This is a genomic window from Klebsiella sp. PK18 (assembly GCF_057784655.1).
Window position 1 is genome coordinate 5,444,485 of the sequence record NZ_CM173493.1, and the last position, 21,649, is coordinate 5,466,133.

Annotated in this window: 16 protein-coding genes, 4 tRNA genes and 3 rRNA genes; 5 read left to right on the plus strand and 18 right to left on the minus strand. The window is 55.3% G+C overall.

The window, feature by feature from the left end; all coding sequences use genetic code 11:
- Window positions 1-111 precede the first annotated feature (111 nt).
- Together ppiC (AC3EMD_RS26630) and ppiC (AC3EMD_RS26635) are read left to right on the plus strand one after the other, a co-directional pair.
- Window positions 112-393: a peptidylprolyl isomerase PpiC gene (ppiC, locus tag AC3EMD_RS26630; protein WP_008807974.1), complete on the plus strand. Its 282-nt coding sequence runs from the start codon at window positions 112-114 to the stop codon at window positions 391-393.
- A 51-nt stretch (window positions 394-444) separates the two neighbouring features.
- Window positions 445-726, plus strand: a complete 282-nt coding sequence (gene ppiC, locus AC3EMD_RS26635) for a peptidylprolyl isomerase PpiC (RefSeq protein WP_008807975.1) — start codon at window positions 445-447, stop codon at window positions 724-726.
- Between the two features lie 202 nt (window positions 727-928).
- Here ppiC (AC3EMD_RS26635) and ilvC read toward each other — a convergent pair whose 3' ends face one another.
- A complete protein-coding gene (ilvC, locus tag AC3EMD_RS26640) occupies window positions 929-2,404 on the minus strand; it encodes a ketol-acid reductoisomerase (protein ID WP_008807976.1) in 1,476 nt (491 codons plus the stop codon).
- Between the two features lie 154 nt (window positions 2,405-2,558).
- Here ilvC and ilvY point away from each other — a divergent pair, with 154 nt between their 5' ends.
- On the plus strand, window positions 2,559-3,449 hold the full coding sequence (gene ilvY / locus AC3EMD_RS26645) for an HTH-type transcriptional activator IlvY (RefSeq protein ID WP_012543253.1): 891 nt from the start codon (window positions 2,559-2,561) through the stop codon (window positions 3,447-3,449).
- On the opposite strand, the gene ilvA is transcribed toward ilvY, so the two are convergent.
- From ilvA to ilvL, 7 genes are all read right to left on the minus strand, one after another.
- The gene (gene ilvA, locus AC3EMD_RS26650) at window positions 3,446-4,990 is read right to left on the minus strand and encodes a threonine ammonia-lyase, biosynthetic (RefSeq protein ID WP_008807978.1); all 1,545 of its coding nucleotides are present in this window, start codon (window positions 4,988-4,990) and stop codon (window positions 3,446-3,448) included. The two genes, ilvY and ilvA, sit on opposite strands and share 4 nt — an antisense overlap.
- Before the next feature lie 2 nt (window positions 4,991-4,992).
- Complete coding sequence (gene ilvD / locus AC3EMD_RS26655; protein ID WP_008807979.1) at window positions 4,993-6,843, minus strand: dihydroxy-acid dehydratase; 1,851 nt, start codon at window positions 6,841-6,843, stop codon at window positions 4,993-4,995.
- A 60-nt stretch (window positions 6,844-6,903) separates the two neighbouring features.
- Complete coding sequence (locus AC3EMD_RS26660) at window positions 6,904-7,833, minus strand: branched-chain amino acid transaminase (RefSeq protein WP_008807980.1); 930 nt, start codon at window positions 7,831-7,833, stop codon at window positions 6,904-6,906.
- Window positions 7,834-7,852: 19 nt separating this feature from the next.
- Complete coding sequence (gene ilvM, locus AC3EMD_RS26665; protein WP_008807981.1) at window positions 7,853-8,110, minus strand: acetolactate synthase 2 small subunit; 258 nt, start codon at window positions 8,108-8,110, stop codon at window positions 7,853-7,855.
- Entirely contained in the window at window positions 8,107-9,753 is a 1,647-nt protein-coding gene (gene ilvG / locus AC3EMD_RS26670) for an acetolactate synthase 2 catalytic subunit (RefSeq protein WP_302073858.1), read from the minus strand. Before ilvG ends, ilvM begins: the two co-directional genes overlap by 4 nt.
- Window positions 9,754-9,755: 2 nt before the next feature.
- Window positions 9,756-9,809 (minus strand): peptide IlvX, encoded by a 54-nt coding sequence (gene ilvX / locus AC3EMD_RS26675; RefSeq protein ID WP_201281575.1) that lies wholly within the window; start codon window positions 9,807-9,809, stop codon window positions 9,756-9,758.
- Between the two features lie 84 nt (window positions 9,810-9,893).
- Window positions 9,894-9,992: an ilv operon leader peptide gene (gene ilvL / locus AC3EMD_RS26680; protein ID WP_001311244.1), complete on the minus strand. Its 99-nt coding sequence runs from the start codon at window positions 9,990-9,992 to the stop codon at window positions 9,894-9,896.
- Window positions 9,993-10,346: 354 nt separating this feature from the next.
- On the opposite strand from ilvL, the gene AC3EMD_RS26685 reads away from it, so the two are divergent.
- Window positions 10,347-11,867, plus strand: coding sequence for a YifB family Mg chelatase-like AAA ATPase (locus tag AC3EMD_RS26685; protein ID WP_012969207.1), 1,521 nt, complete (start codon window positions 10,347-10,349; stop codon window positions 11,865-11,867).
- A gap of 24 nt (window positions 11,868-11,891) precedes the next feature.
- Here the strand turns inward: AC3EMD_RS26685 and AC3EMD_RS26690 are convergent, their stop codons facing one another.
- The gene (locus AC3EMD_RS26690; RefSeq protein WP_004886877.1) at window positions 11,892-12,230 is read right to left on the minus strand and encodes a MaoP family protein; all 339 of its coding nucleotides are present in this window, start codon (window positions 12,228-12,230) and stop codon (window positions 11,892-11,894) included.
- Between the two features lie 118 nt (window positions 12,231-12,348).
- On the opposite strand from AC3EMD_RS26690, the gene hdfR reads away from it, so the two are divergent.
- The gene (gene hdfR, locus AC3EMD_RS26695; protein WP_064180844.1) at window positions 12,349-13,170 is read left to right on the plus strand and encodes an HTH-type transcriptional regulator HdfR; all 822 of its coding nucleotides are present in this window, start codon (window positions 12,349-12,351) and stop codon (window positions 13,168-13,170) included.
- Between the two features lie 102 nt (window positions 13,171-13,272).
- Here the strand turns inward: hdfR and AC3EMD_RS26700 are convergent.
- From AC3EMD_RS26700 to btuB, 9 genes are all read right to left on the minus strand, one after another.
- Window positions 13,273-13,348: transfer RNA gene (locus tag AC3EMD_RS26700), tRNA-Trp, on the minus strand.
- A 52-nt stretch (window positions 13,349-13,400) separates the two neighbouring features.
- Window positions 13,401-13,477 (minus strand) — tRNA-Asp (locus AC3EMD_RS26705).
- A 57-nt stretch (window positions 13,478-13,534) separates the two neighbouring features.
- Window positions 13,535-13,650, minus strand: a 5S ribosomal RNA gene (gene rrf, locus AC3EMD_RS26710).
- A 95-nt stretch (window positions 13,651-13,745) separates the two neighbouring features.
- Window positions 13,746-16,649: ribosomal RNA gene (locus AC3EMD_RS26715) — 23S ribosomal RNA — on the minus strand.
- A gap of 165 nt (window positions 16,650-16,814) precedes the next feature.
- Window positions 16,815-16,890: transfer RNA gene (locus AC3EMD_RS26720), tRNA-Ala, on the minus strand.
- Window positions 16,891-16,926: 36 nt separating this feature from the next.
- Window positions 16,927-17,003 (minus strand) — tRNA-Ile (locus tag AC3EMD_RS26725).
- A gap of 69 nt (window positions 17,004-17,072) precedes the next feature.
- Window positions 17,073-18,612, minus strand: a 16S ribosomal RNA gene (locus AC3EMD_RS26730).
- The 16S, 23S and 5S rRNA genes sit together here with 4 tRNA genes alongside, the layout of an rRNA operon.
- Before the next feature lie 396 nt (window positions 18,613-19,008).
- Window positions 19,009-19,860 (minus strand): glutamate racemase, encoded by an 852-nt coding sequence (murI, locus tag AC3EMD_RS26735; protein WP_008807849.1) that lies wholly within the window; start codon window positions 19,858-19,860, stop codon window positions 19,009-19,011.
- Window positions 19,805-21,643 (minus strand): TonB-dependent vitamin B12 receptor BtuB, encoded by a 1,839-nt coding sequence (gene btuB / locus AC3EMD_RS26740; protein WP_012969208.1) that lies wholly within the window; start codon window positions 21,641-21,643, stop codon window positions 19,805-19,807. Before btuB ends, murI begins: the two co-directional genes overlap by 56 nt.
- Window positions 21,644-21,649: the final 6 nt, after the last annotated feature.

Consider the following 21,649-nt stretch of genomic DNA (forward strand, 5'->3'; position numbering starts at 1 on the left):
GGAATATTGCTCAATCTTCGAACGGGGTGTGGATTGTAGCAGAAAGCGAGGCCGAGATTTACCGGCTGATGGTAAAGTGTCAGCCACGCAATTCATCCTGAGGATCTGGTAATGGCAAAAAGCGCAGCGGCCCTGCATATTCTGGTTAAAGAAGAGAAACTGGCGCACGAGATCCTCGCCAAACTGGAACGGGGCATCAGCTTCGATCATCTGGCGAAGCGTTACTCAAAGTGTCCGTCCGGACGTCATGGCGGTGATTTAGGCGAATTCCCGCAGGGGACGATGGTCGGCCCGTTTGATCAAGCCGTTTTCAGCTGTCCGCTGCTTAAACCCTATGGCCCGGTGAAAACCAAATTCGGCTACCATATCATCAAGGTGCTGTATCGTCGGTAACGCGTGCTACTATGGCGCCCTGATTTATCCCAACTCAATCAAGGCGCAATCATGGCTAAAACCGCGGCAGCACTGCACATCCTGGTAAAAGAAGAGAAACTGGCGCTCGATCTGCTCGAGCAGCTCAAAGGCGGCGCCGATTTCGGCAAGCTGGCAAAGAAACACTCCATTTGTCCGTCAGGCAAACGCGGCGGCGATCTGGGTGAGTTCCGCCAGGGCCAGATGGTACCGGCCTTCGATAAAGTGGTCTTCTCCTGCCCGGAACTGGAGCCAACCGGCCCGCTGCATACCCAGTTCGGCTACCACATCATCAAAGTGCTATACCGGAAATAATAAAAAACCCGGGGATCTTAATCTCCGGGTTTCTGCCTGATGGCGCTTCGCTTATCAGGCCGACTAAACAAATCCATTCCTCTATGGATTTCGGCTTGCCGGAAGGCGGCAAGGAAGTACATCCCCAGGAACATAGATTACTATGTGACTGGGGTGTACGTACCGTAGCCAACGCATCGGCAAGTCGAAAGACGACGAGGAATTAGCCGGCTACCGCGATACGTTTCATATCAGTCATATAACCGCGCAGTTTCTTACCTACCTGCTCGATAGCGTGGCTGCGAATTGCTTCGTTCACATCGCGCAGCTGAGCGTTATCTACCGCGCCTTCAGCAATCGCTTTGCCCAGGTCGCCGGTCTGCAGGGTAGTCATGAACTCTTTCAGCAGCGGTACGCAAGCGTAAGAGAACAGATAGTTACCGTACTCTGCGGTATCAGAGATAACCACGTTCATTTCATACAGACGCTTACGGGCGATAGTGTTCGCGATCAGCGGCAGCTCGTGCAGTGATTCATAGTAAGCGGACTCTTCGATGATACCGGAATCAACCATGGTTTCGAAGGCCAGCTCAACGCCCGCTTTCACCATCGCGATCATCAGCACGCCTTTATCGAAGTACTCCTGCTCGCCGATTTTGCCTTCATACTGCGGGGCGGTTTCGAACGCGGTTTTGCCGGTCTCTTCACGCCAGGTCAGCAGTTTCTTATCATCGTTCGCCCAGTCTGCCATCATACCGGAGGAGAATTCGCCGGAGATGATGTCGTCCATGTGTTTCTGGAACAGCGGCGCCATGATCTCTTTCAGCTGCTCGGACAGCGCATAAGCGCGCAGTTTCGCCGGGTTAGAGAGGCGATCCATCATCAGGGTAATACCGCCCTGCTTCAGCGCTTCGGTGATGGTTTCCCAGCCGAACTGAATCAGTTTTTCCGCATACGCCGGATCGGTACCTTCCGCCACCAGCTTGTCGAAGCACAGCAGAGAACCCGCCTGCAGCATGCCGCAGAGGATGGTCTGCTCGCCCATCAGGTCAGATTTCACTTCCGCCACGAAGGAGGATTCCAGAACGCCCGCACGATGGCCGCCGGTCGCCGCAGCCCAGGCTTTGGCAATGGCCATGCCTTCGCCTTTCGGATCGTTTTCCGGGTGGACGGCGATAAGCGTCGGCACGCCGAAACCGCGTTTGTACTCTTCACGAACTTCGGTACCCGGGCACTTCGGCGCCACCATCACCACGGTGATGTCTTTGCGGATCTGCTCGCCCACTTCAACGATGTTGAAGCCGTGGGAGTAACCCAGCGCCGCGCCGTCTTTCATCAGCGGCTGTACGGAACGCACAACGTCAGAGTGCTGTTTGTCCGGCGTCAGGTTAACCACCAGGTCGGCCTGCGGGATCAGCTCTTCATAGGTACCGACTTTGAAGCCGTTTTCGGTCGCTTTACGCCAGGAAGCGCGCTTCTCGGCAATCGCTTCTTTACGCAACGCATAGGAGATATCCAGGCCGGAATCACGCATGTTCAGACCCTGGTTCAGGCCCTGCGCGCCACAGCCGACGATGACTACTTTTTTACCCTGAAGATAGCTTGCGCCATCGGCAAATTCATCGCGCCCCATAAAGCGGCATTTGCCCAGCTGTGCCAGCTGCTGGCGCAGATTCAGTGTGTTGAAGTAGTTAGCCATGGTGATACCTCGTGATGTTGTGTTGTCGTGCTTATTGTTCGGTTCGCTTTTGCGAGAATGAACTTACTATATGACAGGAATTTTATTGCGGAAATTGATATATTCACAACGTCACGTTGCAATTTATGAAATACAAAATCGGGGAGTACGCGCCGTGGATTTACGCGATCTGAAAACCTTTCTGCATCTGGCGGAAAGCCGCCATTTTGGCCGCAGCGCGCGGGCCATGCACGTCAGTCCTTCGACCCTTTCGCGGCAGATCCAACGCCTGGAAGAGGACCTCGGCCAGCCGCTGTTCGTGCGTGATAATCGCACGGTGACGCTCACCGAAGCCGGGGAAGAGTTACGCACCTTTGCCCAGCAGACCTTACTGCAGTATCAGCAGCTTCGCCACGCCATCGATCAGCAGGGACCGTCGCTCTCCGGCGAGCTGCATATCTTCTGCTCTGTCACCGCCGCTTATAGCCATCTGCCGCCGATCCTCGACCGCTTCCGCGCCGCGCATCCTTCGGTTGAGATAAAATTATCGACCGGCGATGCCGCTGACGCCATGGAGAAGGTCGTCACCGGCGAAGCCGACCTGGCGATTGCCGGTAAACCAGAGACCCTGCCGGGATCGGTGGCGTTTTCGATGCTGGAGAACCTCGCCGTGGTGTTAATTGCCCCGGCGCTTCCCTGCCCGGTGCGTAACCAGGTGACCGTCGAGCGTCCGGACTGGTCGACAGTGCCGTTTATCATGGCTGACCAGGGGCCGGTACGTCGGCGCATCGAGCTGTGGTTTCGACGCCATAAAATCAGCAACCCGTCGATCTATGCCACCGTCGGGGGACACGAAGCGATGGTGTCGATGGTCGCCCTCGGCTGCGGCGTGGCGCTGCTACCGGAGGTGGTACTGGAAAACAGCCCGGAACCGGTACGCAACCGGGTGATGATTCTGGAGCGCAGTGATGAGCAAACCCCGTTTGAGCTGGGCGTTTGCGCACAAAAAAAGCGGCTGCATGAGCCGCTTATTGATGCTTTCTGGAAAATCCTGCCTAACCACTAGCCCGCGAGGAAAAAGCGGAACGCCGGGTTATGGGTTTCGTCGTGGCACTCATAGCCCAGTTCATTAAGGCGGGTTTCAAAGTCCGGCTCGTGCTCGCCCAGCTCAAAGGCCGCTAACACCCGACCATAGTCGGTGCCATGGCTACGGTAGTGGAACAGCGAAATATTCCAGTGGGTGCCAAGGGTGTGCAGGAACTTCAGCAGCGCCCCCGGCGATTCAGGGAACTCGAAGCTGAACAGCCGCTCCTGCAGCGCTTTGGACGGCCGACCGCCGACCATATAGCGCACATGGAGCTTGGCCATTTCGTCATCGGAAAGGTCAACGACGCTGTAGCCGCCATCGTTCAGTAACTGGAGGATCTCTTTCCGCTCCTCCAGCCCGCGACTCAGGCGTACCCCGACAAAAATGCAGGCGTCTTTAGCATCAGCAAAGCGGTAGTTGAACTCCGTCACCGAGCGCCCGCCCAGCAGCTGGCAAAACTTCAGAAAGCTGCCCTTCTCTTCCGGGATCGTCACCGCCAGCAGCGCTTCGCGCTGTTCCCCGAGCTCGCAGCGCTCAGACACGTAGCGCAGGCCGTGGAAGTTAACGTTGGCCCCGGACAGAATATGAGCCAGTCGCTCGCCGCGAATATTGTGCTGGGCGACATATTTCTTCATCCCCGCCAACGCCAGCGCGCCGGAAGGCTCCGCCACCGCCCGCACATCTTCGAACAGATCTTTCATCGCCGCGCAAATAGCGTCGCTGTCGACAGTGATGATGTCGTCCAGATACTCCTGGCACAAACGGAAGGTTTCATCGCCAATGCGCTTCACCGCCACGCCTTCAGCAAACAAACCGACGCGCGGCAGATCCACCGGATGGCCGGCATCCAGCGCCGCTTTCAGACACGCCGAATCTTCCGCTTCTACCGCTATCACTTTAATCTGCGGCATCAGCTGCTTGATCAGCACCGCCACGCCCGCCGCCAGACCGCCACCGCCCACCGGGACGAATACACGGTCGATGTGGGCATCCTGCTGCAGCAGCTCCAGCGCCAAGGTTCCCTGACCCGCGATCACCATCGGGTGATCGAATGGCGGCACCCAGGTAAACCCCTGCTGCTGCGCCAGTTCAATCGCCCGAGCTTTCGCTTCGTCAAAGTTGGCGCCATGCAGCAGCACTTCGCCGCCAAAACCGCGAACGGCATCGACTTTGATATCGGCGGTCGCTACCGGCATCACGATCAGCGCCTTAACCCCAAGCCGGGAGGCTGAGAAAGCCACTCCCTGCGCATGGTTGCCTGCCGACGCCGTGATCACCCCATTCGATTTCTGTTCCGCCGTCAGGCTGGACATCATCGCGTAGGCGCCGCGCAGCTTAAAGCTGTGTACCGGCTGGCGATCTTCGCGTTTGACCAGAATAACGTTATCCAGCCGCGAAGAGAGCTTCTCCATTTTTTGCAGCGGCGTTTTCTGCACCGCTTCATAAACTGGCGCGCGCAGCACTGCTCTCAGGTATTCGGCGCCCTCAGGGGCACCGGACAGGGGTTGTGAGTCCGCCATAATTAGCCACCCAGTTTTGATTTATCGCGCACCGCGCCCTTGTCGGCGCTGGTCGCGAGGCTGGCATAAGCGCGCAGTGCAAAGGAGACCTGGCGCTCGCGGTCTTTCGGCGTCCACGCCTTATCGCCACGCGCTTCCTGTGCTTCGCGACGGGCGGCGATTTCGGCATCGCTGAGCTGCAGCTGAATACCGCGGTTCGGAATATCGATAGCAATCATGTCGCCATCTTCGATGATCGCGATGTTGCCGCCGCTCGCCGCCTCCGGCGATACGTGGCCGATGGAAAGCCCGGAGGTGCCGCCGGAGAAACGGCCATCGGTGATCAGCGCGCACGCTTTGCCAAGACCCATGGACTTCAGGAAGGTGGTCGGATAGAGCATTTCCTGCATCCCCGGCCCGCCTTTCGGCCCTTCATAGCGAATAACCACGACGTCGCCTTCCACGACTTTGCCGCCGAGGATGGCATCAACCGCTTCGTCCTGGCTTTCATAAACTTTCGCCGGGCCGGTAAATTTCAGGATGCTATCGTCCACACCGGCGGTTTTGACAATACAGCCGTTTTCAGCAAAGTTACCGTACAGGACCGCCAGGCCACCGTCTTTACTGTAGGCATGTTCCAGAGAACGGATACATCCCTCGGCGCGATCGTCATCCAGCGTATCCCAGCGGCAATCCTGCGAGAATGCCTGGGTGGTACGGATCCCGGCCGGGCCGGCGCGGAACATTTTTTTCACCGCGTCGTCCTGGGTCACCATCACATCGTACTGTTCCAGGGTCTGCGGCAGCGTCAGGCCAAGGACGTTTTTCACATCGCGGTTGAGTAAACCAGCGCGGTCCAGCTCGCCCAGAATGCCCAGAACGCCACCAGCCCGGTGCACGTCTTCCATATGGTATTTCTGCGTACTCGGCGCCACTTTACACAGCTGCGGGACCTTGCGGGACAGTTTGTCGATATCGCTCATGGTGAAGTCGATTTCGGCTTCCTGCGCCGCCGCCAGCAGGTGCAGTACGGTATTGGTTGAACCGCCCATCGCGATATCGAGGGTCATGGCGTTTTCAAATGCCGCCTTGCTGGCGATATTGCGCGGCAGCGCGGAAGCGTCGTCCTGCTCGTAGTAGCGTTTGGTCAGCTCCACGATACGTTTACCGGCGTTCAGGAACAGCTCCTTACGATCGGCGTGGGTCGCCAGCAGCGAGCCGTTACCCGGCTGTGACAGGCCCAGCGCTTCGGTCAGGCAGTTCATGGAGTTCGCGGTGAACATCCCGGAACAGGAACCACAGGTCGGACAAGCGGAACGTTCCACCTGGTTACTCTGTTCGTCGGACACTTTCGGATCCGCCCCCTGGATCATCGCATCCACCAGGTCGAGCTTGATGATTTTATCAGACAGCTTGGTCTTCCCGGCTTCCATTGGGCCGCCGGAAACAAAGATCACCGGAATGTTCAGGCGCAGAGAGGCCATCAGCATCCCCGGAGTGATTTTGTCGCAGTTGGAGATACAGACCATGGCATCAGCACAGTGGGCGTTAACCATGTACTCGACCGAGTCGGCGATCAGCTCGCGGGATGGCAGTGAATAGAGCATACCCCCGTGGCCCATGGCGATCCCATCATCCACCGCGATGGTGTTAAATTCTTTGGCGACACCGCCTGCCGCTTCAATCTGCTCGGCAACCAGTTTACCGAGATCGCGCAGGTGCACGTGCCCGGGGACAAACTGGGTAAAGGAGTTGACGACGGCGATAATCGGTTTGCCGAAATCGGCATCGGTCATTCCGGTTGCGCGCCACAACGCGCGGGCGCCCGCCATGTTGCGGCCATGTGTGGTGGTGGCGGAACGGTACTTAGGCATGCTCTTTTTACTCCCATCTCTGTTTATTAAATGGGACGGTGCGTGCCGTCCCATTTTTAATTACTTACTTACCGGATCCAACCAGCCCCATTTATCTTCTGTTTCACCGGTGAAGAGGCCAAAGAAGGCTTCCTGAATGCGTTTGGTCACCGGCCCGCGGCGACCTGCGCCGACCTGGATGCCGTCAACGCTGCGTACCGGGGTGATTTCCGCCGCGGTGCCGGACATGAACACTTCATCCGCGAGGTACAGCGATTCACGGGACAGCACCTGCTCGCGCACTTCGATGCCAAGATCTTTCGCCAGTTTGATGATCGCGTCGCGGGTAATGCCCGGCAGCGCGGAAGAGGTGAACGGCGGAGTAAACAGCACGCCATCTTTTACCTCAAACAGGTTTTCGCCTGCACCTTCGGAGATATAACCGTTAACATCCAGCGCGATACCTTCCTGATAACCGTGACGACGCGCTTCGCTGCCGACCAGCAGAGAGGAGAGATAGTTGCCGCCCGCTTTCGCCGCGGTTGGGATGGTGTTCGGCGCCGCGCGGTTCCAGGAAGAAACCATCGCATCGATCCCCTGCTCCAGCGCTTCTGCGCCGAGGTAGGCGCCCCACGGGAACGCCGCGATGATAACGTCGGTTTTGTAACCGTCCGGCGGGTTAACGCCCATGCCAACATCGCCAACAAACACCAGCGGACGAATATAAGCGCTGGTCAGTTTATTGGTACGGATAACTTCGCGGCAGGCTTCCATCAGCTCATCAACGCTCTGCGAGACCGGGAAACGATAAATTTTGGCTGAGTCATGCAGACGCTGCATATGTTCGCGATGACGGAACACCACCGGGCCCTTGTGCGAGTCGTAGCAGCGGATGCCTTCGAATACCGAAGTCCCGTAGTGCAATGCATGGGACATGACGTGCACTTTCGCCTCGCCCCATGGGGTCATCTCGCCATTGAACCAAATGTAATCAGCTTTCTTCGTCGTCATTTTTTTTATTCCTCTGCGCTCAGGCGCGGATTTGTTGTGATGTGGGTTGCTGGATCTCGACGCAGGCGACGTCGACCAGTTTACTTAATTGACTAAACAGTAATTCGACGGGCCGCGGGCTGGCAACGGTCAATTCGATATTTATATTTTGCGCATCCGACGCGGTTTCCATATTCATTGCGCAGATTTGAAAACCACGGTGGCGGACCACGCGCAGCACGCGCTCTAAGGTTTCCGGATTGAAACGCGCCTGCAAAGCGACCTGATGTTGCTTCATGATAATTTCTCCAGCATTTCTGCATTACTGGCGCCGGGCGGCACCAACGGCCAGACATTCTCAAGTTCGTCGATTGAGACATGAAGCAGGTATGGCCCCTGGCTCGAAAGCATGGTGTCGAGTGCCGCTTCAACCTGGTCTTTACGGGTGATGTGTTGGCCAGGAATACCGAAGGCGCTGGCCAGCGTGAGGAAATCAGGGTTATCAGTCAGAGTGGTTTCGCTATAACGTTCCTGGAAAAACAGCTGCTGCCATTGTCGAACCATCCCTAACCGCTGGTTGTCGAGTAACACGATCTTTAACGGTAATTGTTTGCGCTTGACGGTGCCCAGCTCCTGCACGTTCATCATGAAGGAACCGTCACCGGAGATACAGATCACCATATCGTCCGGGCGCGCCACCTGGGCACCAACGGCGGCTGGCAGGCCAAAGCCCATCGTGCCTAAGCCGCTGGAGGTGATAAAGTTTTCCGGGCGGGTATAGGTCATATGTTGAGCCGACCACATCTGGTGCTGGCCAACGTCGGTTGTCACGACGCTATCCGCCGGCTTACGGTCGGAAAGCTGCTTCAGCAGCAGCGGCGCGTAGATCGCCTCGCCGGGATGATCGTAACGCCAGGCGTGCTCGGTGCGCAGTGCGGCATTATGCTCGCGCCAGGCATCGATAGCTAACGGCTGCTGCAGCGCCGGCAGCAAGCGGTTCAGATCGCCGGTCAGACCGATGTGCGCCTGACGCAGCTTGTTCAGCTCCGCCGGATCGATGTCCATGTGGATCACTTTGGCATGCGGAGCGAAGGTATTGAGCTTACCGGTCACACGATCGTCAAAGCGCGCGCCGACAGCGATCAGCAGATCGCACTCCTGTACCGCCAGGTTGGCCGCCTTAGTGCCGTGCATGCCCAGCATACCGAGATAATACGGATAATCTGCGGCCACCACGCCCAGCCCTTTCAGCGTGCAGGTTGCCGGCATTCGGGTTACCGCCAGGAATTCACGCAAAGCCGGTACCGCCTGCGCCATACCTACCCCGCCGCCAACATACAGCATCGGCTTCTGTGACTGAGCCAGCATCTGCAGAGCCTGAGCAACCTCCGCCTGCGGGAACGCCATCTCATCGTCGACGGTAGAGAAATGAGGATCAAGCTCGCCCTGGGCCATCTGAATATCCTTAGGGATATCAACCAGCACCGGGCCCGGACGGCCTGAGTTTGCCACCTGGAAAGCTTCAGCGATAACCCGCGGCAGCTCATCCAGAGACTGCACGAGGAAACTGTGCTTAGTACAGGCCAGTGACAAACCAAGAACGTCTACTTCCTGGAACGCATCCGTGCCGATGAAGGGAGCGGCCACCTGGCCGGTGATAGCGACAATGGGAATGGAATCAAGCAGGGCGTCCGCCAGGCCAGTGATCAGGTTGGTCGCGCCCGGGCCGGACGTCGCTATGCACACCCCGGTTTTCCCGGTTGCTCGCGCATAGCCAATAGCCGCCATGGCTGCCCCTTGCTCATGCCGACACAGCAGGTGCTCCACGCCGCCGTCATACAGTGCATCGTAAACCGGCATAATTGCGCCACCCGGATAGCCAAAAACTGTGTCGACTCCCTGTGTCCGCAAAGCATGTACCACCCACTGCGCGCCATTCATAGTTAGTTCCCCGTCATAAATCGGGAGAAACAGAATTTTATGCTAAAAGTCATCATCTGCTCCTCGCTTAGGTTATTTCAGTTATAAAAAAACCCCCGGACCTTTCGGTGCGGGGGTCTTAGTTCGTTAAGGCTTGATTCTTAAGCCTTTCCTCGTCCAAGTGCAGCCCCGCACGGTGGGATAATAATCACCACCACGCTAATCACGACCAGGCTAATCACTCGTAGAAGGGCTGTCATTTTCTGTACTTTCTGGCTTCTTGTTCGAAGGAATACCTAAAGAGGTACCACAGACATCACATAAAACACAAGATTTTTTTATATCCTGGTTTCTGAGCAGCCTAACAGTTTCAGGAAAAATAATTGTTTTATATGAAGAAAATCAGAAATGAAAAAAATTCAGTTTTCTTTCACGCTGTACGCTCAGCGCCCATCTCTGTTTCGGATGCACCACGTTTTTCGATCACGCTTCCATTTTCGGCTAAATGTAACGAGATGGCGTGAAAATAATGGATTTATGCTTCTAACTTCGTGTTATTGCCGCTGCCGTTTCACGGCAGGCTCGTCATAATCCTTCTCTGTCCAGGAGGTTTTATGTCGCTCGCCATCGTTTACACACGCGCGGCGCTCGGTATCGAAGCGCCATTGATTACTATCGAGGTTCATCTCAGCAGCGGTCTGCCTGGCTTGACCATGGTCGGGCTACCGGAGACCACCGTGAAAGAGGCCCGCGACCGGGTACGCAGCGCCTTGATCAACAGCGGCTACGCTTTCCCTGCGAAGAAAATAACCATTAACCTGGCACCCGCGGATCTGCCCAAAGAGGGCGGGCGATATGACCTTCCCATCGCTCTCGCGCTTCTCGTCGCCTCAGAGCAGCTCAACACTACCCGATTGAATCAATATGAGTTTGTGGGCGAACTCGCCCTTACAGGCGGCTTACGCGGCGTTCCAGGGGCGATCCCCAGCGCAATGGAAGCCATCAAAGCCGGCCGGCGCATTGTCGTCTCCTCTGACAATGCGGCTGAGGTGGGTCTGATCGGCGGCAGCGATTGCCTGGTCGCCGACCATCTGCAACAGGTGTGCGCGTTTCTCGCAGGGCAAGCATCGCTCTCGCCGCCTCTCGCCGACGTGCCCGCCGTTGATGAACGCTGTGAAGATCTACGTGATGTTATCGGCCAACAACAAGGCAAGCGAGCGCTGGAGATTGTGGCGGCCGGTGGCCACAACCTGCTGCTGATTGGCCCGCCCGGTACCGGCAAAACAATGCTTGCCTGCCGGCTCCCCGGCCTTTTGCCGCCATTAAGCAACCAGGAAGCGCTGGAGAGCACGGCCATTCAAAGTCTGGTCAACCTCCAGACTGCGAAGACCCGGTGGCGTCAGAGGCCGTTTCGCGCCCCTCACCATAGCGCCTCGCTGGCAGCGATGGTAGGCGGAGGCTCAATACCTGTCCCCGGCGAGATTTCACTGGCCCATAATGGCGTGCTGTTTCTTGATGAACTGCCAGAGTTTGAACGACGGGTGCTGGACGCGCTGCGTGAACCCATTGAGTCAGGCAAGATCCACATATCGCGATCGCGCGCCAAGATTGACTATCCGGCGCGTTTTCAGCTTATCGCGGCAATGAACCCAAGCCCTACCGGGCATTATCAGGGCAAACATAATCGCGCGTCGCCTGAGCAGACATTGCGCTACCTTGGGCGCCTGTCCGGCCCTTTTCTCGACCGCTTCGATCTTTCTTTAGAGATCCCGCTCCCGCCGCCGGGGATACTGAGCCAGGGCACGCAGGGCGAAGAATCGAGTGCGACGGTCCGTCAGCGTGTGCTGGCGGCACGTGAACGCCAAATGCTCAGGCAAAATAAGCTGAATGCGCATCTTGAGAATCGTGAAATGAAGAGCTGCTGTCACTTGCGCCAGGAGGATGCGCTTTGGCTGGAACAGACGTTAACGCAGCTGGGGCTTTCTATACGGGCCTGGCAGCGTCTGTTAAAGGTGGCAAGAACCATTGCCGATCTGGCAGAAGCTGAAGAGATTGAACGCCGCCATTTGCAGGAGGCGCTCAGCTATCGGGCAATAGACCGGATGCTAAACCATCTGCAGAAAATGATGGCGTAAAAAAAGGGCTTACGCCCTTTTTTCTTAGTCATCGCTTTCGGTGTAATCGTCAGCGCCTTCCATCTGCGGTTTGCCGCCGGAAAGAGTATGGAAACGCTTCGGCCGCTTAATGCGTGCCATATACTTAATCCATACGCGTTCTGCTTCCGTTACCGGCTCACGTTCACCACGGCACACCGAGACAAATTGTTTTTCATCATCGGTAACAGGTTCGCGTTTACCCAGTTCCAGTTCGTTAAAGGCATAACCATGACGTTCCAGCAGTTGCGCCTCTTTGATGGTGAAATCACCATGACGGGAGAACCCGCGTGGATAATTTTTATTGTCGAAAAAACGATTAGTCGTCGTAAAGCTTTCCGCCATCCTACACGCTCCTGATTCTTTGGCCGAGCTATTTATGGCGCGGAGTATTAGTTACGCTTGACAGAGCGTCAAACAAAACATTTAAATCATGACGACAAATAATTTTGTGGAGAACGGTGTGGATACGGAATTGCTCAAGACTTTCCTGGAAGTGAGCAGAACTCGTCACTTTGGGCGGGCAGCAGAGGCACTTTACCTGACGCAGTCAGCGGTCAGCTTTCGTATTCGTCAGCTGGAGAATCAACTTGGCGTGAACCTGTTCACCCGCCATCGTAATAACATTCGTCTGACGACCGCCGGAGAAAAGCTACTGCCCTACGCCGAAACGTTGATGAACACCTGGCAGGCCGCGCGCAAGGAGGTCGCTCACTCTTCGCGACATAACGAATTCTCCATCGGGGCCAGCGCGTCGCTGTGGGAATGTCTACTGAACGGCTGGCTGGGGACTCTCTACAAAGATCCCTATAACCTGCAATTCGAGGCGCGGATCGCCCAACGTCAGTCATTAGTTAAACAGTTGCATGAACGCCAGCTCGATCTCCTGATCACAACTGAATCACCGAAGATGGATGAATTAAGCTGCCAGTTGCTGGGTAATTTCACCTTGGCGCTCTATTGTGCCGCCCCAGGGAAAAATAAGAATGATTTGAACTACCTGCGTCTGGAATGGGGGCCGGATTTCCAGCAAAACGAAGTGGGGCTGATTGGTAGCGATGATGTGCCACTGTTAACGACGAGCTCCGCAGAACTGGCCTATCAGCAACTCAGTACCTTGAATGGCTGTACCTGGTTACCCGTCAGTTGGGCGCAGCAGAAAAGTGGTCTGCATACGGTGACCGATAGCGTAGCGCTCTCACGTCCTCTGTATGCCATTTGGCTACAAAATAGTGATAAACAAGCGCATATTCGCGAGATCCTGAAAAGCAGCATACTGGAATAAAGATCTGACTCCATGGATGGAGTGATCAGAAAGCAAGGAAGAGAGAGGAATGGAAAAATTACAAGCAAAAAAAAATCCTTTGCCTAAGCAAAGGATTATATATGGCAGGGGCGGAGAGACTCGAACTCGCGACACCCGGTTTTGGAGACCGGTGCTCTACCAACTGAGCTACGCCCCTAAATCTTTCTCGCTATTAAGCCCGCTAATATAGCAGGCTTAATTTTAATAAGTGGCGGAACGGACGGGACTCGAACCCGCGACCCCCTGCGTGACAGGCAGGTATTCTAACCGACTGAACTACCGCTCCACCGAATTTCTTCGCTTTATTACCACCGGTTGTCACCCCGGCTTACTGCAATTTGATGCCTGGCAGTTCCCTACTCTCACATGGGGAGACCCCACACTACCATCGGCGCTACGGCGTTTCACTTCTGAGTTCGGCATGGGGTCAGGTGGGACCACCGCGCTAGTGCCGCCAGGCAAATTCTGTTTTCAACACGTCTCACGGACGCATCGAGTAATCTGTATCAGAGCTGAAAATCGTCTCAAATCCGCCAAAACAGCTTCGGCGTTGTAAGGTTAAGCCTCACGGTTCATTAGTACCGGTTAGCTCAACGCATCGCTGCGCTTACACACCCGGCCTATCAACGTCGTCGTCTTCAACGTTCCTTCAGGAGACTTATAGTCTCAGGGAGAACTCATCTCGGGGCAAGTTTCGTGCTTAGATGCTTTCAGCACTTATCTCTTCCGCATTTAGCTACCGGGCAGTGCCATTGGCATGACAACCCGAACACCAGTGATGCGTCCACTCCGGTCCTCTCGTACTAGGAGCAGCCCCCCTCAATTCTCCAGCGCCCACGGCAGATAGGGACCGAACTGTCTCACGACGTTCTAAACCCAGCTCGCGTACCACTTTAAATGGCGAACAGCCATACCCTTGGGACCTACTTCAGCCCCAGGATGTGATGAGCCGACATCGAGGTGCCAAACACCGCCGTCGATATGAACTCTTGGGCGGTATCAGCCTGTTATCCCCGGAGTACCTTTTATCCGTTGAGCGATGGCCCTTCCATTCAGAACCACCGGATCACTATGACCTGCTTTCGCACCTGCTCGCGCCGTCACGCTCGCAGTCAAGCTAGCTTATGCCATTGCACTAACCTCCTGATGTCCGACCAGGATTAGCTAACCTTCGTGCTCCTCCGTTACTCTTTGGGAGGAGACCGCCCCAGTCAAACTACCCACCAGACACTGTCCGCAACCCCGGTCAGGGGCCTACGTTAGAACATCAAACATTAAAGGGTGGTATTTCAAGGTTGGCTCCACGCAGACTGGCGTCCACGCTTCAAAGCCTCCCACCTATCCTACACATCAAGGCTCAATGTTCAGTGTCAAGCTATAGTAAAGGTTCACGGGGTCTTTCCGTCTTGCCGCGGGTACACTGCATCTTCACAGCGAGTTCAATTTCACTGAGTCTCGGGTGGAGACAGCCTGGCCATCATTACGCCATTCGTGCAGGTCGGAACTTACCCGACAAGGAATTTCGCTACCTTAGGACCGTTATAGTTACGGCCGCCGTTTACCGGGGCTTCGATCAAGAGCTTCTCCTTACGGATAACCCCATCAATTAACCTTCCGGCACCGGGCAGGCGTCACACCGTATACGTCCACTTTCGTGTTTGCACAGTGCTGTGTTTTTAATAAACAGTTGCAGCCAGCTGGTATCTTCGACTGGTCTCAGCTCCGTCCGCAGGGACTTCACCTACACACCAGCGTGCCTTCTCCCGAAGTTACGGCACCATTTTGCCTAGTTCCTTCACCCGAGTTCTCTCAAGCGCCTTGGTATTCTCTACCTGACCACCTGTGTCGGTTTGGGGTACGATTTAATGTTACCTGATGCTTAGAGGCTTTTCCTGGAAGCAGGGCATTTGTTACTTCAGCACCGTAGTGCCTCGTCATCACACCTCAGCGTTAAAAGGTACCGGATTTACCTGGAACCTCCGCCTACATGCTTAAACCGGGACAACCGTCGCCCGGCTAACATAGCCTTCTCCGTCCCCCCTTCGCAGTAACACCAAGTACAGGAATATTAACCTGTTTCCCATCGACTACGCCTTTCGGCCTCGCCTTAGGGGTCGACTCACCCTGCCCCGATTAACGTTGGACAGGAACCCTTGGTCTTCCGGCGAGCGGGCTTTTCACCCGCTTTATCGTTACTTATGTCAGCATTCGCACTTCTGATACCTCCAGCAACCCTCACAGGCCACCTTCGCAGGCTTACAGAACGCTCCCCTACCCAACAACACATAGTGTCGCTGCCGCAGCTTCGGTGCATGGTTTAGCCCCGTTACATCTTCCGCGCAGGCCGACTCGACCAGTGAGCTATTACGCTTTCTTTAAATGATGGCTGCTTCTAAGCCAACATCCTGGCTGTCTGTGCCTTCCCACATCGTTTCCCACTTAACCATGACTTTGGGACCTTAGCTGGCGGTCTGGGTTGTTTCCCTCTTCACGACGGACGTTAGCACCCGCCGTGTGTCTCCCGTGATAACATTCTTCGGTATTCGTAGTTTGCATCGGGTTGGTAAGTCGGGATGACCCCCTAGCCGAAACAGTGCTCTACCCCCGAAGATGAATTCACGAGGCGCTACCTAAATAGCTTTCGGGGAGAACCAGCTATCTCCCGGTTTGATTGGCCTTTCACCCCCAGCCACAAGTCATCCGCTAATTTTTCAACATTAGTCGGTTCGGTCCTCCAGTTAGTGTTACCCAACCTTCAACCTGCCCATGGCTAGATCACCGGGTTTCGGGTCTATACCCTGCAACTTAACGCCCAGTTAAGACTCGGTTTCCCTGCGGCTCCCCTATACGGTTAACCTTGCTACAGAATATAAGTCGCTGACCCATTATACAAAAGGTACGCAGTCACACCCGAAGGTGCTCCCACTGCTTGTACGTACACGGTTTCAGGTTCTTTTTCACTCCCCTCGCCGGGGTTCTTTTCGCCTTTCCCTCACGGTACTGGTTCACTATCGGTCAGTCAGGAGTATTTAGCCTTGGAGGATGGTCCCCCCATATTCAGACAGGATACCACGTGTCCCGCCCTACTCTTCGAGTTCACAACCTGTGCATTTTGGTGTACGGGACTATCACCCTGTACCGTCGGACTTTCCAGACCGTTCCACTAACACACAAGCTGATTCAGACTCTGGGCTGCTCCCCGTTCGCTCGCCGCTACTGGGGGAATCTCGGTTGATTTCTTTTCCTCGGGGTACTTAGATGTTTCAGTTCCCCCGGTTCGCCTCGTTAACCTATGTATTCAGTTAACGATAGTGCAACGAATTGCACTGGGTTTCCCCATTCGGACATCGCCGGCTATAACGGTTCATATCACCTTACCGACGCTTTTCGCAGATTAGCACGTCCTTCATCGCCTCTGACTGCCAGGGCATCCACCGTGTACGCTTAGTCGCTTAACCTCACAACCCGAAGATGTCTTCAGATTGCGAAAATTTGAGAGACTCGAACACACATTAACTGTGTGTCGTTTCAATTTTCAGCTTGATCCAGATTTTTAAAGAGCAAAACTTCGCAGTGCACCTTTTCAGGTTCACTCTGAAGTTTTCTTGTGTTTGCAGTAAAGATGGTGGAGCTATGCGGGATCGAACCGCAGACCTCCTGCGTGCAAAGCAGGCGCTCTCCCAGCTGAGCTATAGCCCCATCGTTTACAACCTCTTCAAATTTGCTTCGCAAATTTGGTAGGCCTGAGTGGACTTGAACCACCGACCTCACCCTTATCAGGGGTGCGCTCTAACCACCTGAGCTACAAGCCTGTAGAGGTTTTTACTGCTGTTTTTCATCAGACAATCTGTGTGAGCACTACAAAGGCAGGTTCTTTAAGGTAAGGAGGTGATCCAACCGCAGGTTCCCCTACGGTTACCTTGTTACGACTTCACCCCAGTCATGAATCACAAAGTGGTAAGCGCCCTCCCGAAGGTTAAGCTACCTACTTCTTTTGCAACCCACTCCCATGGTGTGACGGGCGGTGTGTACAAGGCCCGGGAACGTATTCACCGTAGCATTCTGATCTACGATTACTAGCGATTCCGACTTCATGGAGTCGAGTTGCAGACTCCAATCCGGACTACGACATACTTTATGAGGTCCGCTTGCTCTCGCGAGGTCGCTTCTCTTTGTATATGCCATTGTAGCACGTGTGTAGCCCTGGTCGTAAGGGCCATGATGACTTGACGTCATCCCCACCTTCCTCCAGTTTATCACTGGCAGTCTCCTTTGAGTTCCCGGCCTAACCGCTGGCAACAAAGGATAAGGGTTGCGCTCGTTGCGGGACTTAACCCAACATTTCACAACACGAGCTGACGACAGCCATGCAGCACCTGTCTCACAGTTCCCGAAGGCACCAATCCATCTCTGGAAAGTTCTGTGGATGTCAAGACCAGGTAAGGTTCTTCGCGTTGCATCGAATTAAACCACATGCTCCACCGCTTGTGCGGGCCCCCGTCAATTCATTTGAGTTTTAACCTTGCGGCCGTACTCCCCAGGCGGTCGATTTAACGCGTTAGCTCCGGAAGCCACGCCTCAAGGGCACAACCTCCAAATCGACATCGTTTACAGCGTGGACTACCAGGGTATCTAATCCTGTTTGCTCCCCACGCTTTCGCACCTGAGCGTCAGTCTTTGTCCAGGGGGCCGCCTTCGCCACCGGTATTCCTCCAGATCTCTACGCATTTCACCGCTACACCTGGAATTCTACCCCCCTCTACAAGACTCTAGCCTGCCAGTTTCGAATGCAGTTCCCAGGTTGAGCCCGGGGATTTCACATCCGACTTGACAGACCGCCTGCGTGCGCTTTACGCCCAGTAATTCCGATTAACGCTTGCACCCTCCGTATTACCGCGGCTGCTGGCACGGAGTTAGCCGGTGCTTCTTCTGCGGGTAACGTCAATCGATGAGGTTATTAACCTCACCGCCTTCCTCCCCGCTGAAAGTGCTTTACAACCCGAAGGCCTTCTTCACACACGCGGCATGGCTGCATCAGGCTTGCGCCCATTGTGCAATATTCCCCACTGCTGCCTCCCGTAGGAGTCTGGACCGTGTCTCAGTTCCAGTGTGGCTGGTCATCCTCTCAGACCAGCTAGGGATCGTCGCCTAGGTGAGCCGTTACCCCACCTACCAGCTAATCCCATCTGGGCACATCTGATGGCATGAGGCCCGAAGGTCCCCCACTTTGGTCTTGCGACGTTATGCGGTATTAGCTACCGTTTCCAGTAGTTATCCCCCTCCATCAGGCAGTTTCCCAGACATTACTCACCCGTCCGCCGCTCGTCACCCGAGAGCAAGCTCTCTGTGCTACCGCTCGACTTGCATGTGTTAGGCCTGCCGCCAGCGTTCAATCTGAGCCATGATCAAACTCTTCAATTTAAGTTTGATGCTCGTGAATTAAACTTCGTAATGAATTACGTATGTTCACTCAGAGACTTGGTATTCATTTTTCGTCCGAGGACGTTAAGAATCCATGTCACTTTGAGTGCCCACACAGATTGTCTGATAAATTGTTAAAGAGCAGTTGCAACGCGGCTTTCAGCTCACCGTTGCGAGGTCCCGTATAATACGTTTTCCTCATGCAGAGTCAAGCGCTTATTTTGCTTTTCTCTGTCGGTTTTCAGCGTTGAACTTCATCACCGAAACCTTGCTGACCCGGCGGCTTGCTTGCCGTTGTTCCGTGTCAGTGGAGGCGCATTATAGGGAGTTCTGAGACGTTGACAAGCCCTGTTTTCAAAAAATTATTCAACCGTCTCTTTTTTGTGCAAAACGCCCTTAAAGCGGTAATTTTTCCAGCGTTGGGAAACCATAGCGATGCAGAACGGGTAAAAGTTGTTCTGTTTCTGCCGTCAGCGCCATGCAGAATGCTTTATTCTCGTCACTGGACTTCGCATCCGGCGCTTCATGCTCTAACAGCCAGGCGGTGCGGCGGGCAATCGCCGCGCCAGAATCGATAAGCCGCGTGCCCTCCGGCAGAACGCGCTGCAGCTCCTCCTGTAAAAGAGGAAAGTGGGTGCAGCCCAGCACCACCGTATCCGGCGGCTCCTGCATCCGCAGCCACGGGCGCAGGATACGGCGCAGCTCTTCTAACGGCACAGGCTCGCCATGCAGCTTCGCTTCCGCCAGCTCCACCAGCTCCGCCGACCCCAGCATTTCAATCCGACATTCATTGGCAAAGCGGTCGATCAGCTCACGGGTATAAGGACGCTTTACGGTACCGCGCGTCGCCAGCAGGCCAACAATGCCGTTCGCCGTTAAACGGGCGGCGGGCTTGATCGCCGGCACCACGCCAACGACGGGGAAAGCGAACTTTTCACGCAGGGCAGGCAGGGAGACGGTACTGGCGGTATTGCAGGCGATCACCGCCAGCGCCAGGGGATAACGCTGCTGGACAGCAGTGACGATTTCCACAACGCGCTCAACGATAAACTCCTCGCTCTTCTCGCCATAGGGGAAGGCAACGTTATCGAAAGCATAGATGTAATGCAGATTCGGCAGCAGCTGCCGAATCTCATTATAAACCGACAACCCACCGACGCCGGAATCAAACACCAGCACGGTGGGACGTGGATCAGAAGGTGTAGCTGCCAGACAAGGTGTATTCCCGTCCTGCAGATTGGTAGCCATAAACTGTCTCGTAATCTTTATCGAACAGGTTGGCTATTTTACCACGAACTGTCAGGTGTGAGGTGACGGGATACGATAAACCGACATCCCAAAGGCTCAACCCACCCATATTGACGGTACGCGAGTTGTCGTAGTCATAATCGTAACGCTTGCCGATGTAGTGATACGTCACATCCCACCCCAGATCGTAGACCTGACCGTTCAGCTCGTATTTCACCTGCTGCTTCGCCCGGCGATAGAGGATCTTGTTGGTTTCGTCATCGCGAGGGTCAACATACTGCAGCGTTAGATGATGCTCCACCGGCCCGGTGGTGACATTCCCCGTCCACTCCAGCCCCTTGATCGTCGCAGACTTGACGTTGTAATAGGCGTTGTTGTCGTAATCGATGAGGTTCTGAATCTCATAGCGATACGCGGAGAGGCGCCAGTCGAGCGGCCCCGTTAACCCTTCGAGGCCCGCTTCCCATTGCTTCGACTCCTCGGGTTTCAGGTTCGGGTTAGAGGCGATGCCAAAACGCTCTGCGCCATACTGCTGCCCAAGGGAGGGGGCGAGGAATCCTGTACCGTACGAGAGCGTTGTCCGATAACCGTCGATAAATTCCCAGCCTGCCGCCGTCTGCCAGGTTCCGTGCCAGCCAAACTGCTCGTCATGATCCTCGCGGCCGGAAGCTTCCAGCGTCACGCTATCAATCTGCTGCTGCCCAGTCAGATAAAGACCGGTGGTGTCACGCTTATACACGTCGGTACTGGTCGTTCCGCTGGATTTCAGCTTCTCTTGTTTCCAGTCAACGCCGCCGCTCACTGCCCCATGGCCTACCACAACATTATTTCCCCACTGGATATAGCGCTGTTCCATATCATCCAGGGTGGTGCCCGCGGCATAGCGGCCAGCGTCGCTGCTGTAGTTGTAATCTTTGATGCGCTGATAGTTAGCAATCAACTGAGAGGAGTAAATCCCGGAGTGGTAGTGCAGACCGGTATCCCAGGACTGAGTATAAGACTGATCTTCATCGTTTCCGCCTGCGTAGCCCCAGTTGCCCTGGTCATAGTCAGCGTTGGCGGAATAACCATAGCCGCGGAAGAAACCTGAGAAGTTGTCATCGAACTGATGCTGTACCCCGCCCCACAGCATTTTATTGCGGTAGCCGTCGCGATCGCTGTCGCCACTATAAGAGGAGTTTGGCTGAACGTTAAATCCTTTGGTGGTCTGATAGGCGCCGGCAGCGGTAACCAGCGTATCGCCAAACCGCTTGTTAAAGGCGCCGTCATAGGACTGGTAGCCGTTCGTGCCCGCGCCGGCGTTAATTTGCGAACGCTCAGCGTCGGTCATGGTGATAATGTTCACCACCCCACCGATCGCTCCGGAGCCGTAGACTGCGGAGCGCGGGCCACGGATGTATTCCACCCGCTGGACCAGCGAGATAGGGATCTGACTGATATCTACGCCATTGGAGATCCCCGGACGCGCCATCGGCACACCGTCGATCAGCACCAGCACGTGACGAGCCTCCGTCCCCCGAACATACAGCGAAGCGCTCTGCCCCATGCCGCCGTTGCGGGCAATATCGACCCCAGGAAGACGACGCATGACATCGTTTAAATCTTTGGACTGCCAGCGGTCGATATCATCGCGCGTCACAATGTCGGTCGGCGCCAGCACGGTATTGACCGGCTGTTGAAAACGGTTTGCTGTCACCACTAACGTATCTGAATTGCTATCCTGCGCCCAGCCGGAAAATGCCGTGACGGATAAAGCCGTCATCAGCGAAGCTTTTTTAATCATTGTAAA